Consider the following 13865-nt stretch of genomic DNA (forward strand, 5'->3'; position numbering starts at 1 on the left):
GCGCCCGGTACGTCACGGACCGGGGCGGCCCCCCACGGTGGTGACCGCCTCCGCCCCCGACCGGCAGCCCGCCGCCACGGCCGAGGCGTCGTCCGCCCCCGACAGCCGGGCCGCGAGGAATCCGCCGGTGAACGCGTCGCCCGCCCCCGTCGTATCGACGGCGCCCCGCATCGGAACCGCCGGGATGCGCCGGGTCACCGCGCCCGCGGCGGCCAGCAGGGCGCCGTGGGCGCCGAGTGTGACGACCACCCGGGGCACCTGAAGGCTCAGCTCGGCAGCGGCCTCCGCCGGTTCGGGGAGTCCGGTCAGCAGCCGGGCCTCGTCCGCGTTGGGCAGCAGCAGATCCACGCCCTCCACCGAGGCCAGGAACCGGTCGGCGCCCAGCTCGGCGAGGAAGCCGGCCGAAGCCGGGTCGACGCTCACCGTGATCCGCCGCCGCCGGGCCTCCCGCAGGGCGAGCAGGGCCGTGGCCCGGCTCGTCGCGGCGAAGAGAAGGTACCCGGAGAGATGGAGATGGGCGATGCCGTCGAGCATCGACGGCGACCAGTCGTCGGGGGAGAGCCGGAGCACGGCGCCGCTGTCGGTGAGGAAGGTGCGCTCGGCGGCGGAATCGACGAGGGCGACGACGGTGGCGGTCGGTACGTCGTCGTCCACGGCCAGCAGGCAACGGACCCCTGCCCTGCGCAGTGCGTCCCGGTGCCAGGCCGCGCTGTCGGCGCCGACCCGGGCCAGCAGCCGTACGTCGCGGCAGCCCGAACGCGCCGCCCAGCAGGCGACGTTGGCGCCCGCCCCGCCGGGGAGGGTACGGATCCGGGCCGCGGTGTCCGTGCCGTGGATCAGGGCCCTTCCGTGGCGGGCCACCACGTCGGTGACCACGTCGCCGACGACGAGGAGGCCGCCGTCGGTCATCGGCCGGCCGCCGGACGGCGGGGCGATGCGGAATCCCGCGCGTCCGGGTGCGTCGCCGTGTCCTGGGCGGTGGCGGCCCACGCCGCGGAGATCCGCGCGGCTAGCGATACGTTCCCGCGCACGGCCGCCAGATTGGCCTCCAGCGAGGCGCCCCCGGTGCCCCGCATCAACCGGTCCAGCAGGAACGGCGTGACGGCCTGGCCCGCGATGCCGCGTTCCCGGCACGCGGCGAGTGCCTCGGCCAGCACACGGTCATGGAGTGCGGGATCCAACTGGTCCTCGACGGATACGGGGTTGGCCACGATCAGTGCCGAGCCGGGACCCTTGAGCGCGTCCTGGGCGCGCATCACCTCCGCGACCTCCTCGGGCGTCCGCACCGTCCAGTCGACCGGTTCGCCCGAGCTGTTCAGATAGAAGCCGGGGAAGCGGTCGGTGCCGTAGCCGAGCACCCCGACGCCGAGCGTTTCCAGACGCTGCAGCGTGGCGGGCACATCCAGGATCGACTTCACCCCCGCGCACACCACGGTGATGCCGGTCCGCGCGAGGAGCCGGAGGTCCGCGGACTCGTCCTGGGTCCGCGTCCATTCCCGGTGCACACCGCCGAGACCGCCGGTCGCGAAGACGCGCAGGCCCGCGCGCGCGGCCAGGAACGCCGTCGCGGACACGGTCGTCGCCCCGCTCGCTCCCGTCGCCAGGGCCGGTGCGAGGTCCCGGTGGCCCAGCTTCCGCATCGCCGGGTCGGCGGCGACCCGTTCCAACTGGTCCTTGCCCAGACCGATGTGGGCCCGGCCGTCGAGTACGGCGATCGTGGCGGGCACCGCGCCCGCGGACCGTACGAGCTCTTCGAGCTCCTCGGCGACCCGCAGATTGCGGGGGCGCGGCAGACCGTGGGCGATGATCGTCGACTCCAGGGCCACGACGGCGTGGTGCGTGGCGAGGGCGGCCCGGACCTCGGCGGAGAGGACGGGGGCGTAGGAGGACTGCGCGCCGTGCGACGCATTGAATGACATGTCCACATCCCTGTCGCGGGTGCGCCGACCTCAAACGTGCGGCCGGGACACCGGCCGGAAAGCCCACCGTCCGGCAGCGTTTCCCGGTCCTGGGGCGTGTTTCGAAACCGGCGTCGTCCGCCCGCAGGGCGGGCCAGGCGGCGTCCGGTGCGTGTGATCGCAAGGCGGAGGGTCGCCCCGATACCGGTCGTATCGGGGCGAGCCAGACAATGCAGCGAGCGTGCGTGCCGGACGCCGCCTGGCAGGCGGGACTTTCGAAACACGCCCTAGTGCCGAGCGGCCTCGAAGCGGTCGCTAGGGTGACCGGCCATGACCACATTTGATCAAGCTCCCGCCTCGTTCGCCGTCCACATTCCCGACGCCGAACTCGAACCGGAACCGCTCGACCCGGCACAGATCGTCTCGGGCGAGCCCGTGGTGACCGGCAAGGTGCTCTGGGAGTCGCCCGACGGCAAGCAGGTGCGCGGGATCTGGCAGATCACGCCCGGCGTGGTCACCGACACGGAGGCCAACGAGCTGTTCGTGGTCGTGAGCGGGCGTGCGACCGTGGTGGTCGAGGGCGGAGCGACGCTGGAGATCGGGCCGGGGGACGCCTGCGTGCTGCGCGAGGGCGACCGCACGACGTGGACCGTGCACGAGACGCTGCGCAAGGCGTATCACATCAGCCTCTGAGCCCTCAGGGTTCGGTGGGCGCAGTCGCTGCTGTCGGTGTGTCGGGTGTGGCGGGCACGGCCGGTGCGGCCGATCGTGTGAGCACCCGGCGCAGTGCGAGTGCTGCCATCGGAAGAAGCAGGCATGCTGCGACCGCGTTCAGCCAGCCGTAGCTCGCTCGGGCGACGATCACCCCGGCGATCACGCCGCCGACGCCCGCCGCCGTGTTCATGGTCAGGTCCGACAGGCCCTGCACGGCGGCGCGGGCGGGCTGCGGTACGGAGTCGGTGAGCAGCGCCGAGCCGGCGACCAGCCCGGCCGACCAGCCGAGCCCGAGCAGGAACAGGCCTGCCGCGGTCCGGCCGTGGCTCGGACCCGCGGTGCCGGCCAGAAGCGCGGCACAGGACAGCAGTCCGACCGCCAGACCGATCACGGTGAGCCGGCCGAAGCGGTCGGACAGCCAGCCCATCACCGGCGAGAACGCGTACATACCCGCGATGTGGCCGCTGATGACCAGGCCGATGAGCTGGAGACCGGCGCCGTGATGGCCCAGATCGACCGGGGTCATCACCATGATCGAGACCATCGCTGTGTGCGAGACGGCCACCGTGACCAGGGCGAGCCGCGCCGGCGCGGACGCCCGGACCGCCGCGATGCCGGACCGCAGTGAACGGCCCGAGGTGGACTCGTCGTTCTGCGGCGCCAACGCCCGTGCAGTGAGCAGTGGGTCCGGCCTCAGGAGCACCCCGACCACTACGGCGGCCAGCAGGAAGATCCCTGCCGCGAAGAAGAAGGGACCGGCCTTCTCGGATATCGCGGTGCCGCGGAAGACCTGTCCCACCGGCGCCGCTATGTTCGGCCCCAGAACCGAACCGATCGTCGTGGCCCAGATGACGGTGGAGATCGCCCGGCCGCGCCGGCCGGGCTCGACCAGATCCGCGGCGGCGAACCGGGCCTGCAGATTGGCCGAGGACCCGGCACCGAACCCGGCCATGCCGAGCAGCAGCAGCGGGAAGCTCTCCACGAGGGTGGACAGGACCACGAGTCCCGCACCGAGCGCACCGATCAGATACGCCAGTACGAGACCGGGGCGTCGGCCGCGCGAGGTCATCAGCGCCGCGAGCGGCAGTGAAAGCAGTGCTGTACCCGTCACCGACGCGGTCGGGGCCAGACCGGACAGTGCCTCGGAGCCGCTCACCTCCGTGGCGAGGACCGGGGCCAGGGCGATCCCGATGGGCACGCCGAGGCCGCCGAGTATCTGGCTGGCTATGAGTACCGCGGATGTTCTGCGCCGCAGCCGGGGCAGCTCGGCCGCCGTGACCCGGCCGGGGCCGTCGGGGGTGTCAGGTGCGTCGGAGGTGTTGGTCACTGACGCAGTGTGCCAGCCCGCACACGGGCACGAAACCGGGGCCGGGCCGCCGGGGACAAAGGATCAGGAGCGGCACGGTCGCCGGAGCCCGGATCGGAACGGTGGCGGGTGGCCGGGATCCCGATCGGGCAGCGGCAGGTCACCGGGATCCGGATCAGCACAGCGGCCGGGTCGGAAAAGCGGCCGGGTCGGAGTGCGGCCGGGTCAGAAGAGCGGTTGGGGAAGCACGCCCTCCAGCGCCAGCAGCTTCCGTTTGGTTTCGCGACCACCGCCGAACCCGCCGAGTCCGCCGTCGCTCTCCACCACGCGATGGCACGGCACCACCACCGGCAGGGGATTGGACCCCATGGCCGCCCCGACCGCCTGTGCCGCCCCCGGCTGCCCCACGCGCTCGGCGAGATCGCCGTACCCGACGACCGTCCCGTACGGCACCCCCGTCGCCAGCTCGCGGAGCACCTGGCGGTTGAAGCCGGACGTCAGCGACCAGTCCAGGTCGAGCGAGAACTCCCGCGACGCGCCCGCGAAGTACTCCGTGAGCTGGCGTATCGGCTCGGCGAGCCGCGCGGAGCCGGGACTCTCCTCCGGCTCCGCACCGAGTCGCGTCCGCAGCTGCTCGACCGCCCTCCTCCGCACCTCGGGACGGGCGTGGAACACCACGCTCACCAGGCCCGCGTCGGTCGCGGCGAGCAGCAGCGGGCCGATGTCGCTCTCGACGACGGCCCACTCGACGACCCCGTTGCTGTTCATGGGGACCACCGTACGACCGGCCACTGACAATGCGCTGTGGTGGCGGGGCGGTGGCGCTGTCAGCCCGTGGCCCCGCGCACCACGTCAGGGGTGTTGGTGATGATCCCGTCGACGCCGAAGCCCGCCACCCTGGTCGCGTTCGCCGCGTCGTTGACCGTCCAGGTGTTGACCCGCAGCTTCTTGCCGTGTGCGCCCTTCAGGGCGTGCACCGCCTTCACATAGTCGGCGGAGATCGATGTGTACGAGGGGTTGATCTGGTCGGTGAACGCCGCGTACGAGGGCAGATCGGTCACCGGGGGAGTGCCGAGGAAACCGGTCGTGACGTCCGGACGCCGCTGGTGCACCTTCTTCACACTGTCCGCGCCGAAACTCTGGATGACGAGCCTGTTCCTGACGTGGTCGCGGTCGAGCCACCCCTTCCGGCTCAGCACCCGCAGGGTCTCCTTCTCGATGCCCGGGTAGAGCTCCGGGCTCTTGATCTCCAGCAGCAGCTTCTGGTGATTGCGCTCGATCCGGTCCAGGTACTGCTTGAGGGTGGGCACCCGGGTTCCGGCGAACTGCGGACCGAACCAGCTGCCCGCGTCCAGCCGGGCGATCTCGGCGGCCGTGAAGTCCTTGACCGCCCACGGCGCGCGGTCCGGGAAGACCTCCTCCACATCGGTGGTCCGCTTCAGATCGGTGTCGTGCACGACCACCAGCACGCCGTCCTTGGTGAACTGGACGTCGTTCTCCACCCAGTCGAAGCCCAGGGCGTCGGCCTTGTCGACGGCGGCCAGGGTGTTCTCCGGCGCGTAGGCCGAGGCACCCCGGTGGGCGACGACGACCGGGGCGGCCCCCTTCATGTCCGTGGTCCGGGCACTGACGGTCCGAAGACCCGTGACCGTGCCCGTGTGCCCGGCTGCGGCCCGGCCCGTCGTCTGCGTGTCGGCGGTCGACATCAGCAACGCGCCGGCGCCCATGAGGGCGGCGGCTGCGACGGCGGCGGTGGCGGTGCGTGCGTACACGTGTACTCCTCGCGTCAGAGTTACGGACGGGCCGAGAGTGGCAGCCACCGCCGGACAAAGGACAGACGAAGGATGGCCACAACGTGAACGCCGCTGTTGAGACCGGGTCACGGGCCGATTTCCTTGTCGATAAAATGCGGCTGATCTGTTTGTCTGCCGGGCCGCGCGCCTTAGGGTCACCCCGAACCCGGGCTTCCGCGAAGGGCGTACGAGCATGCAGGGCACGATCGACGGTTTCAGCTACGGAGCGGTGACGCCCGTCGTGGCCTTCCTCATGGCCTGCCTCGGCGCGGCCCTCGGGCTGCGCTGCACGACCCGTTCGGTGCGCACCGGACGCTCCTTCAGGGCCGGCTGGCTGGCCCTCGGCGCGACCTCCATCGGCTCCGGCATATGGACGATGCACTTCATCGCGATGATGGGCTTCTCCGTCGAAGGGGTCACCATCGGCTACGACAAGCCGATCACCTTCGCCAGCCTCGCGGTCGCGATCGGCATGGTCGCCATCGGCATCTTCATCGTCGGGTACCGGGGCGCCACCCGTATGGCACTGGTGACGGGTGGCACGATCACCGGGCTGGGGGTCGCCACCATGCACTACCTGGGCATGGCCGGAATGCGCCTCGAAGGACAGTTCGAGTACGACACCGTCACCGTGGCCCTCTCCGTCGTCATCGCCGTGGTGGCCGCCACGACCGCGCTCTGGGCGGCCGTCTCCATCCACGGCTTCCTGTCCAGCCTCGGCGCCGCGGTCGTGATGGGCGTCGCGGTGAGCGGCATGCACTACACGGCCATGGCCGCGCTCAGCGTCCATCTGCACCCCGGCGCCCTCGCCGGCACCGCTTCGGCCGAGGGGCGCGGCGCCTCCCTCGTCCCCCTGCTGATCGGCCCGGGCTGCTTCCTGTTCCTGGCCGCGGTGGTCGTGATGTTCGACCCCCTGATGGTGATGGGCACCCCGGACCGGGACGAGCCCGGAGCCGCGAACGGGGCCGGACGCCCCCTCGGGATCCCGGCACAGCGGCACGTCCCGCGGTTCGGTACACACGCCGATCCGGCGTCGTTCCATTCCCGGCCGCGCGATCCCGCGCCGCCGTCGGAACGGTGACCCCGCTCCGGCACGACGGCTGACCCGGCCCGGTTGTCAGTGGGGGGTCGTACGGTGGTTGCATGCGGCCCGTTTCGAAGATCGAACGTTCGGTGGCGCCTTTCGAGGTCGTCAGTCCCTACCAGCCCAGCGGCGACCAGCCCGCGGCCATCGCCGAGCTGGAGCGACGCATTCGCGCGGACGAGAAGGATGTCGTCCTGCTCGGTGCGACCGGCACCGGCAAGTCGGCCACCACCGCCTGGATGATCGAGAAGCTGCAGCGCCCCACCCTCGTCATGGCGCCGAACAAGACGCTCGCGGCCCAGCTGGCGAACGAGTTCCGCGAGCTGCTCCCCAACAACGCCGTCGAGTACTTCGTCTCGTACTACGACTACTACCAGCCCGAGGCGTACGTCCCGCAGTCGGACACCTACATCGAGAAGGACTCCTCGATCAACGAGGAGGTCGAGCGGCTGCGTCACTCCGCGACGAATTCGCTGCTCACCCGGCGCGATGTCGTCGTGGTCGCCTCCGTCTCCTGCATCTACGGCCTGGGTACGCCCCAGGAGTACGTGGACCGGATGGTCCAGCTCAAGGTCGGCGACGAGATCGACCGCGACCAGCTGCTGCGCCGCTTCGTCGAGATCCAGTACACCCGCAATGACCTCGCGTTCACCCGCGGCACCTTCCGGGTGCGAGGCGACACCATCGAGATCTTCCCGGTCTACGAGGAGCTCGCCGTCCGCATCGAGATGTTCGGTGACGAGATCGAGGCGCTCTCCACCCTCCACCCGCTGACCGGCGAGGTCATCAGCGAGGACCAGTCCCTCCATGTCTTCCCCGCCAGCCACTACGTCGCGGGCCCCGAGCGCATGGAGAAGGCGGTCAACGGCATCGAGCGGGAGCTGGAGCAGCGACTCGCCGAGCTGGAGAAGCAGGGCAAGATGCTGGAGGCCCAGCGGCTGCGGATGCGCACCACGTACGACATCGAGATGCTCCGGCAGATCGGCACCTGCTCCGGTGTCGAGAACTACTCGATGCACTTCGACGGCCGCTCGCCCGGCACCGCCCCCAACACCCTCCTCGACTACTTCCCCGAGGACTTCCTCCTCGTTCTCGACGAGTCGCACGTCACCGTGCCGCAGATCGGAGCGATGTACGAGGGCGACGCCTCCCGAAAGCGCACCCTCGTCGACCACGGCTTCCGGCTCCCCTCCGCGCTCGACAACCGCCCGCTGAAGTGGGAGGAGTTCCTCGGCCGGATCGGCCAGACCGTCTATCTCTCCGCCACGCCGGGAAAGTACGAGCTGTCCAGGGGCGACGGCTTCGTGGAGCAGATCATCCGTCCCACCGGTCTCGTCGACCCGGAGGTCGTGGTCAAGCCCACCGAGGGCCAGATCGACGATCTGGTGCACGAGATCCGCACGCGCGCGGAGAAGGACGAGCGGGTCCTGGTCACCACTCTCACCAAGAAGATGGCCGAGGACCTCACCGACTACTTCCTGGAGCTCGGCATCCAGGTCCGCTACCTGCACAGCGACGTCGACACACTGCGCCGCATCGAGCTGCTGCGGGAGCTGCGCTCCGGCGAGTACGACGTACTGGTCGGCATCAACCTCCTGCGCGAGGGCCTGGACCTGCCCGAGGTGTCGCTCGTCGCCATCCTCGACGCGGACAAGCAGGGCTTCCTGCGCTCCGGGACGTCCCTGATCCAGACCATCGGGCGCGCCGCCCGAAACGTGTCGGGGCAGGTCCATATGTACGCGGACAAGATCACCCCGGCGATGGCGCAGGCCATCGACGAGACCAACCGCCGTCGCGAGAAGCAGATCGCCTACAACACCGAGCGCGGTCTCGACCCGCAGCCGCTGCGCAAGAAGATCAACGACATCGTCGCGACGATCGCCCGCGAGGAGGTCGACACCGAGCAACTGCTCGGCACCGGCTACCGCCAGGGGAAGGGGACCAAGGCCCCCGTACCCACGCTGGGCGCGAAGACGGCCGGAACCAAGAAGGCCACAACCAGGAAGGCCGGGGCTGCCGGTGCCGTGGTCACCGACCGTCCCGCCGCCGAACTCGCCGGGATCATCGAGGAGATGACCGACCGGATGCGAGCGGCCGCCGCGGACCTGCAGTTCGAGGTGGCGGCCCGACTGCGCGACGAGGTCGGTGAGTTGAAGAAGGAGCTGCGGCAGATGCGGGAGGCGGGTCTCGCCTGACCCTGCCACGTCCTGTGTGTTGCAGGACCGACACAAAAACGCCCCGAGCGGCCGTGCCTCCGGCGCGACTGCGTAGGGTGCTGGAAAGCCGCGCACGGACGGGCGCGGGGAAAGCGGAGAGGGGACAGCGCGTGACGGTCAACATGACCAAGGGTCAGGCCATCAGCCTGCAGAAGAACGACGGGGGGACCCTGACCGCGGTACGGATGGGGCTCGGCTGGCAGGCGGCGCCACGCCGTGGTCTGTTCGGTTCGCGTACGCGGGAGATCGACCTCGATGCGTCGGCGGTGCTGTTCGCCGACAAGCAGCCGGTCGACGTGGTCTTCTTCCGTCACCTGGTCAGTGACGACGGTTCGGTCAAGCACACCGGTGACAACCTGGTCGGCGGCGCCGGTTCGGGCGGGGACGACGAGGCGATCCTCGTCGACCTGCAGCGGGTGCCGGTCCACATCGACCAGATCGTCTTCACGGTGAACTCCTTCACCGGCCAGACGTTCCAGGAGGTACAGAACGCCTTCTGCCGCATCGTCGACGAGACCAACGGCCAGGAGCTCGCCCGCTACACGCTGGACGGCGGCGGGCAGTACACGGCCCAGATCATGGCGAAGGTGCACCGCGCGGGGAACGGCTGGCAGATGACCGCCCTCGGCAACCCGGCCAACGGCCGCACCTTCCAGGACCTGATGCCGGCGATCCTGCCGCACCTGTAGGCACGGCCGGACCGACCGGTCGACATCGGTACGCGCAGCTCCCGGAGGCATCGGCCGCCGGGAGCTGCATCACATGGCACCACGCCGCACCGCACCGCGCGGCGGCGACTCATCGAGGGGACAGAGCAATGACGGCCGAGCTGGTCCGAGGGCAGAACCACACCTTGCCCCAGACCCGTCTGGAGATCCGGGTATCGGCCGGCACGCCCGTCGTGGCCGGTGCCACGCTCGGCGACGAGCACGGCACCGTGCACGGCACCGAGGCGGTCGCGCACCCGGGGTCGCCCCAGTTGCCCGGGCTCGAAGTGTCCAGGCAGGCGGCGGCGGACCACCGGCTCGCTGTGGACCTCGATGCCCTGTCCCCTTCTGTGCACCGGGTCACCGTGCTGCTGGCCCTGCCCACGGGCGTCGGCGGCCCGGCCCGGTTCGGCGCGGTCTCCGCGCCGTTCGTCGCCGTCACCGGCCTCGACGGCACCGAGATCGCCACCTTCACCCTCACCGGCCTGGACACCGAGTCCGCGGTCTCCGCACTGGAGCTCTATCGCCGCCAGGGCGCCTGGAAGGTCCGCGCCGTCGGCCAGGGCTACGCGGGCGGCCTCGCCGCCATGCTCGCCGACCAGGGCCTGGCCCAGGCGGCCGAGCTGGCCCGCTCGATCCAGGACGCCGTCGCCCGGGGGATGGCCCGTTCGGTCGCTCCGCCCCCGCCGCGCACCCCGGGCGCGGACAGGGTCGGCCACGGCACGGGCTCCGTACCGCCCTCGGACGGCCGCAGGCCTCCCGTCGCACCGACGACGGCCGCGCAGCCCTCCCAGCCGCTCGCCGAGCCCGCCACCCCGACGCCCACGGCCGCTACGGGCGGCCCCATCGACTACACGCACCCGCGCCGCCAGACCTCCGCGCCCCCGCCGCCCCCGCCCACCGCGCCGCCCGCCGAGCCGGGCCGCCCCGCCCGACCCGTCGCCGGAGACGCGACCGGCTGGTCCATGGAGGAGCGCCTCTACAACCAGATCTGGGGCATGTTCGAAGACCTGGCCCGCACCACCGCCGCGTACCGCAGCGCCGTGGACTTCGCCGAGTCCCGCATGGACCAGGAGCTCGACCGGACGCTGTCCGATCCGCGCAACCGGATCGGCGGCGCCGGTGACCGGGCCCGCGAGCAGGCCCGCGCCAAGCGCGACGAGCTGACGGCCCGGGCCCGCGAGGTCCTCGACCGGGACCTCGCCCAGCTCGCGGCCGAGTCCGCCGTGGTCGAACCCGCTCTGCCCGCCGCGTTCGCGGGCTGGGACAACCCCGTCTGGCACGCCTATCGCGTCCCGATGGAGATCCCCATGGCGCTGCGCATCGGCGACCTCCATCTGCCCGAGAACACCGGGCTGCGCATCCCGCTGCTGGTCAGGCTCCCCCTGGAGCGCGGGCTCTGGATCGACAGCAGCCGTACGGCGTCCGAGGCCGCGTCCGTCATGGACAGCGCCCGACTGCGCCACCTGGCCATGGAGAACGCGGTCGCGCACGCGGCCCGGCTGCTGGCCGTGTACCCGGCCGACGAGTTCTCCGTCCACGTCATCGACCCCGCGGGTTCGGCGGCCGGAGCCCTCGCGCCGCTGGTCGGATCGGGGGCCCTCGCCGGGCCGCCCGCCACCGGAGCCGGGGGAGTGGCCCCGGTCCTCGCCCAGCTCACCCGGCGCGTCGACCTGGTGCAGATGGCGATCCGGGCCGGCGCCGCCGATTCGCTGCCGCCGGACCTGGACCTGGGCCAGCAACTGCTGATCGTCAACGACTTCCCGCACGGATTCGACGACCGGTCCGTCACCCAGCTGCGCTACCTGGCCGATGAGGGGCCCTCGGTCGGCGTCCATCTCCTGATGGTCGCGGACCGGGCGGACGCCAGTGCGTACGGGCCGGTGCTCGACCCCCTGTGGCGCTCGCTGCTCCGGATCACGCCGGTCGCCGACGACCACCTGGCCGATCCCTGGGTGGGCCACGCCTGGACGTACGAGCCGCTGAGGATGCCGCCCGGCAGCCGGGTCCTCGAACAGGTGCTCGCCAGCGTGGCCGCGGCTCGACGCCCCCGGCGACCCTGAGGTGTGACTGCGGCACTTCATCCTCTCCGACCTGCCCTTTTGGAGGATCTTTACCCTTCTCTTTACCTTTCCTTGGTGTTCCCTGTACTGTTCTTTGAGCGGAGGGGAGTACTCCCATACGCGGCGTGCCCGTCAGTACGGACTGTGACCGGTCCCGGGGCGCCGGCCCGTGGCGCGCAGCCCGTGCGCCCGGGTGGAAGAGACCTCCGGCAGCGACGACGCTGATCAGTAGCCGTAGCGAACTGCCGGAGGCGCAGTGGACGTTTCATGGACCCTTTGGGTGCTGACCATTCTCGGTCTGTCAGCCCTTGTCGCCGTCGACTTCTTCATCGGGCGCAAGCCCCATGACGTGACGACCAAGGAAGCCGGAATCTGGACGATCGTCTGGATCGCGCTGGCCGCGCTCTTCGGAATCGGTCTCCTGGTGTTCGGCGCGAGCCAGGCCTCGGGCGAGTTCTTCGCCGGCTTCATCACCGAGAAGTCGCTCAGCGTCGACAACCTCTTCGTCTTCGTCCTGATCATGGCGAAGTTCTCGGTCCCCTCCCACCTCCAGCAACGGGTGCTGCTCGTCGGTGTGCTGATCGCGCTGGTGCTGCGGGCGGTGTTCATCGCCGCCGGCGCGGCCGTCATCGCCAACTTCTCGTGGGTCTTCTACATCTTCGGCGCGTTCCTGATCTACACCGCCTGGAAGCTCATCCAGGAGGCGCGGGCCGACGAGGACGAGGAGGAGTTCGAGGAGAACCGCCTTCTCAAGACGATCGAGCGCCGCTTCGGCGTCGCCGACCGGTACCACGGCACCAAGCTCTTCATCCGTAACAACGGCAAGCGCGTCCTGACGCCGCTGATGGTCGTCATGCTCGCCATCGGTACGACCGATGTGCTGTTCGCGCTGGACTCCATCCCCGCGATCTTCGGCCTGACCCAGGACCCGTACATCGTCTTCACCGCCAACGCCTTCGCCCTGATGGGGCTGCGGCAGCTGTACTTCCTGATCGGCGGCCTGCTGAAGAAGCTGGTCCACCTCAGCTACGGCCTCTCGGTCATCCTCGGCTTCATCGGCGTGAAGCTGGTGCTGCACGCACTGCACGAGTCCGGAGTGCACGTTCCCGAGATCTCCATCCCGGTCTCGCTCGGCGTCATCTGCGGCGTACTGGTGATCACCACGATCACCAGCCTCGTCGCCAACAAGAAGCGGGAGCGGGCCGAGGCTGCCGCGGAAGCGGACGGGCCCGCGCACCGGGGTTCCAGCATCGACGCCTGATCGGGGCGGACGGGAACCGGCACCGGCCGGGGCGGACGACGGGTGGTCGCCCGCCCCGGCCGGTGCTCGTACGGGTGGAGAGCCCCCGGTCCGGGGGCGGTGGCCCATCGGCGGCGCTCAACTCCCGCGCGGGCCCGTCGGCCGCGGTACGGCTGCCGTCACCAGCCGCGGGCGCGCCACTGCGGCAGCTGCGGACGCTCGTCGCCGAGCGTGGTGTCGTGACCGTGGCCCGGGTAGACCCAGGTCTCGTCGGGCAACTGGTCGAAGAGCTTGGTCTCCACATCGTGGAGCAGGTTCGCGAAGGCTTCGGGGTCCCGATGGGTGTTGCCGACCCCGCCCGGGAAGAGGCAGTCCCCGGTGAACAGGTGCGGAGCGCCGTGCGGGTCGTCGTAGACCAGCGCGATGGAGCCCGGGGTGTGGCCGACGAGGTGACGGGCGGTCAGACGGACCCGGCCCACCTGGATCGTGTCGTCGTCGTCGACCAGGACATCGGTCGGGACCGGGATGCCCTCCGCGTCGTACCGCCCGGCGTACGTACGCGCGCCGGTGGCGGCCACCACCTCGCCGAGCGCCTGCCAGTGGTCGCCGTGCCGGTGGGTGGTGACGACGGAGGCGATGCCGTCGTCACCGATCAGCCGCAGCAGGGTCCCGGCCTCGTTGGCCGCGTCGATCAGGAGCTGCTCGCCGGTGGCCCGGCAGCGCAGCAGATAGGCGTTGTTGTCCATCGGGCCGACGGCGACCTTCGAGATCATCAGATCCGTCAACTCGTGTACATCCGCACGACCGCCGACCTTGACCGCTCCGCTGTACGTCATGCGTCTCA

General features: G+C 70.9%; 12 protein-coding genes. 6 read left to right on the top strand and 6 right to left on the bottom strand.

What is annotated here, in order from left to right; all coding sequences use genetic code 11:
• Positions 1–12 precede the first annotated feature (12 nt).
• Both ACIQCZ_RS22810 and ACIQCZ_RS22815 read right to left on the bottom strand, forming a co-directional pair.
• Positions 13–909, bottom strand: a complete 897-nt coding sequence (locus tag ACIQCZ_RS22810; RefSeq protein ID WP_402284538.1) for a carbohydrate kinase family protein — start codon at positions 907–909, stop codon at positions 13–15.
• Positions 906–1919 (bottom strand): pseudouridine-5'-phosphate glycosidase, encoded by a 1014-nt coding sequence (locus ACIQCZ_RS22815; protein ID WP_402284539.1) that lies wholly within the window; start codon positions 1917–1919, stop codon positions 906–908. Before ACIQCZ_RS22815 ends, ACIQCZ_RS22810 begins: the two co-directional genes overlap by 4 nt.
• A 309-nt stretch (positions 1920–2228) precedes the next feature.
• On the opposite strand from ACIQCZ_RS22815, the gene ACIQCZ_RS22820 reads away from it, so the two are divergent.
• Entirely contained in the window at positions 2229–2591 is a 363-nt protein-coding gene (locus tag ACIQCZ_RS22820) for a cupin domain-containing protein (protein ID WP_259929375.1), read from the top strand.
• 4 nt (positions 2592–2595) lie between these two features.
• Here the strand turns inward: ACIQCZ_RS22820 and ACIQCZ_RS22825 are convergent, their stop codons facing one another.
• The 3 genes from ACIQCZ_RS22825 to ACIQCZ_RS22835 form a co-directional block, all read right to left on the bottom strand.
• Positions 2596–3939 carry an MFS transporter gene (locus tag ACIQCZ_RS22825; RefSeq protein WP_402284540.1) on the bottom strand — a complete coding sequence of 448 codons (1344 nt, stop codon included), beginning with the start codon at positions 3937–3939 and terminating at the stop codon, positions 2596–2598.
• 204 nt (positions 3940–4143) lie between these two features.
• Positions 4144–4686 (bottom strand): methylated-DNA--[protein]-cysteine S-methyltransferase, encoded by a 543-nt coding sequence (locus tag ACIQCZ_RS22830; RefSeq protein WP_402284541.1) that lies wholly within the window; start codon positions 4684–4686, stop codon positions 4144–4146.
• Positions 4687–4745: 59 nt separating this feature from the next.
• Entirely contained in the window at positions 4746–5690 is a 945-nt protein-coding gene (locus tag ACIQCZ_RS22835; RefSeq protein WP_402284542.1) for a glycerophosphodiester phosphodiesterase, read from the bottom strand.
• A gap of 214 nt (positions 5691–5904) precedes the next feature.
• Here ACIQCZ_RS22835 and ACIQCZ_RS22840 point away from each other — a divergent pair, with 214 nt between their 5' ends.
• The 5 genes from ACIQCZ_RS22840 to ACIQCZ_RS22860 all read left to right on the top strand — a co-directional run bounded on the left by ACIQCZ_RS22840 (position 5905) and on the right by ACIQCZ_RS22860 (position 13042).
• Entirely contained in the window at positions 5905–6792 is an 888-nt protein-coding gene (locus ACIQCZ_RS22840) for an MHYT domain-containing protein (protein ID WP_402284543.1), read from the top strand.
• A 62-nt stretch (positions 6793–6854) separates the two neighbouring features.
• Entirely contained in the window at positions 6855–8990 is a 2136-nt protein-coding gene (uvrB, locus tag ACIQCZ_RS22845) for an excinuclease ABC subunit UvrB (protein WP_402284544.1), read from the top strand.
• 131 nt (positions 8991–9121) lie between these two features.
• The gene (locus ACIQCZ_RS22850; RefSeq protein ID WP_402284545.1) at positions 9122–9700 is read left to right on the top strand and encodes a TerD family protein; all 579 of its coding nucleotides are present in this window, start codon (positions 9122–9124) and stop codon (positions 9698–9700) included.
• 128 nt (positions 9701–9828) lie between these two features.
• On the top strand, positions 9829–11781 hold the full coding sequence (locus ACIQCZ_RS22855) for a TerD family protein (protein WP_402284546.1): 1953 nt from the start codon (positions 9829–9831) through the stop codon (positions 11779–11781).
• Between the two features lie 256 nt (positions 11782–12037).
• On the top strand, positions 12038–13042 hold the full coding sequence (locus ACIQCZ_RS22860; RefSeq protein ID WP_402284547.1) for a TerC family protein: 1005 nt from the start codon (positions 12038–12040) through the stop codon (positions 13040–13042).
• Positions 13043–13200: 158 nt separating this feature from the next.
• On the opposite strand, the gene ACIQCZ_RS22865 is transcribed toward ACIQCZ_RS22860, so the two are convergent.
• A complete protein-coding gene (locus ACIQCZ_RS22865; RefSeq protein ID WP_402284548.1) occupies positions 13201–13857 on the bottom strand; it encodes an MBL fold metallo-hydrolase in 657 nt (218 codons plus the stop codon).
• Between the last annotated feature and the right edge of the window lie 8 nt (positions 13858–13865).

This window comes from Streptomyces sp. NPDC093149, assembly GCF_044754145.1.
In the GTDB taxonomy this organism is placed as follows: domain Bacteria; phylum Actinomycetota; class Actinomycetes; order Streptomycetales; family Streptomycetaceae; genus Streptomyces.

Excerpts from the sequence above, each read along its gene's own strand:
- ACIQCZ_RS22810 (WP_402284538.1), bottom strand. The coding sequence starts at position 909 with ATGACCGACGGCGGCCTCCTCGTCGTCGGCGACGTGGTCACCGACGTG.
- ACIQCZ_RS22815 (WP_402284539.1), bottom strand. The coding sequence starts at position 1,919 with ATGTCATTCAATGCGTCGCACGGCGCGCAGTCCTCCTACGCCCCCGTC.
- ACIQCZ_RS22820 (WP_259929375.1), top strand. The coding sequence starts at position 2,229 with ATGACCACATTTGATCAAGCTCCCGCCTCGTTCGCCGTCCACATTCCC.
- ACIQCZ_RS22830 (WP_402284541.1), bottom strand. The coding sequence starts at position 4,686 with ATGAACAGCAACGGGGTCGTCGAGTGGGCCGTCGTCGAGAGCGACATC.
- ACIQCZ_RS22840 (WP_402284543.1), top strand. The coding sequence starts at position 5,905 with ATGCAGGGCACGATCGACGGTTTCAGCTACGGAGCGGTGACGCCCGTC.
- uvrB (WP_402284544.1), top strand. The coding sequence starts at position 6,855 with ATGCGGCCCGTTTCGAAGATCGAACGTTCGGTGGCGCCTTTCGAGGTC.
- ACIQCZ_RS22855 (WP_402284546.1), top strand. The coding sequence starts at position 9,829 with ATGACGGCCGAGCTGGTCCGAGGGCAGAACCACACCTTGCCCCAGACC.
- ACIQCZ_RS22865 (WP_402284548.1), bottom strand. The coding sequence starts at position 13,857 with ATGACGTACAGCGGAGCGGTCAAGGTCGGCGGTCGTGCGGATGTACAC.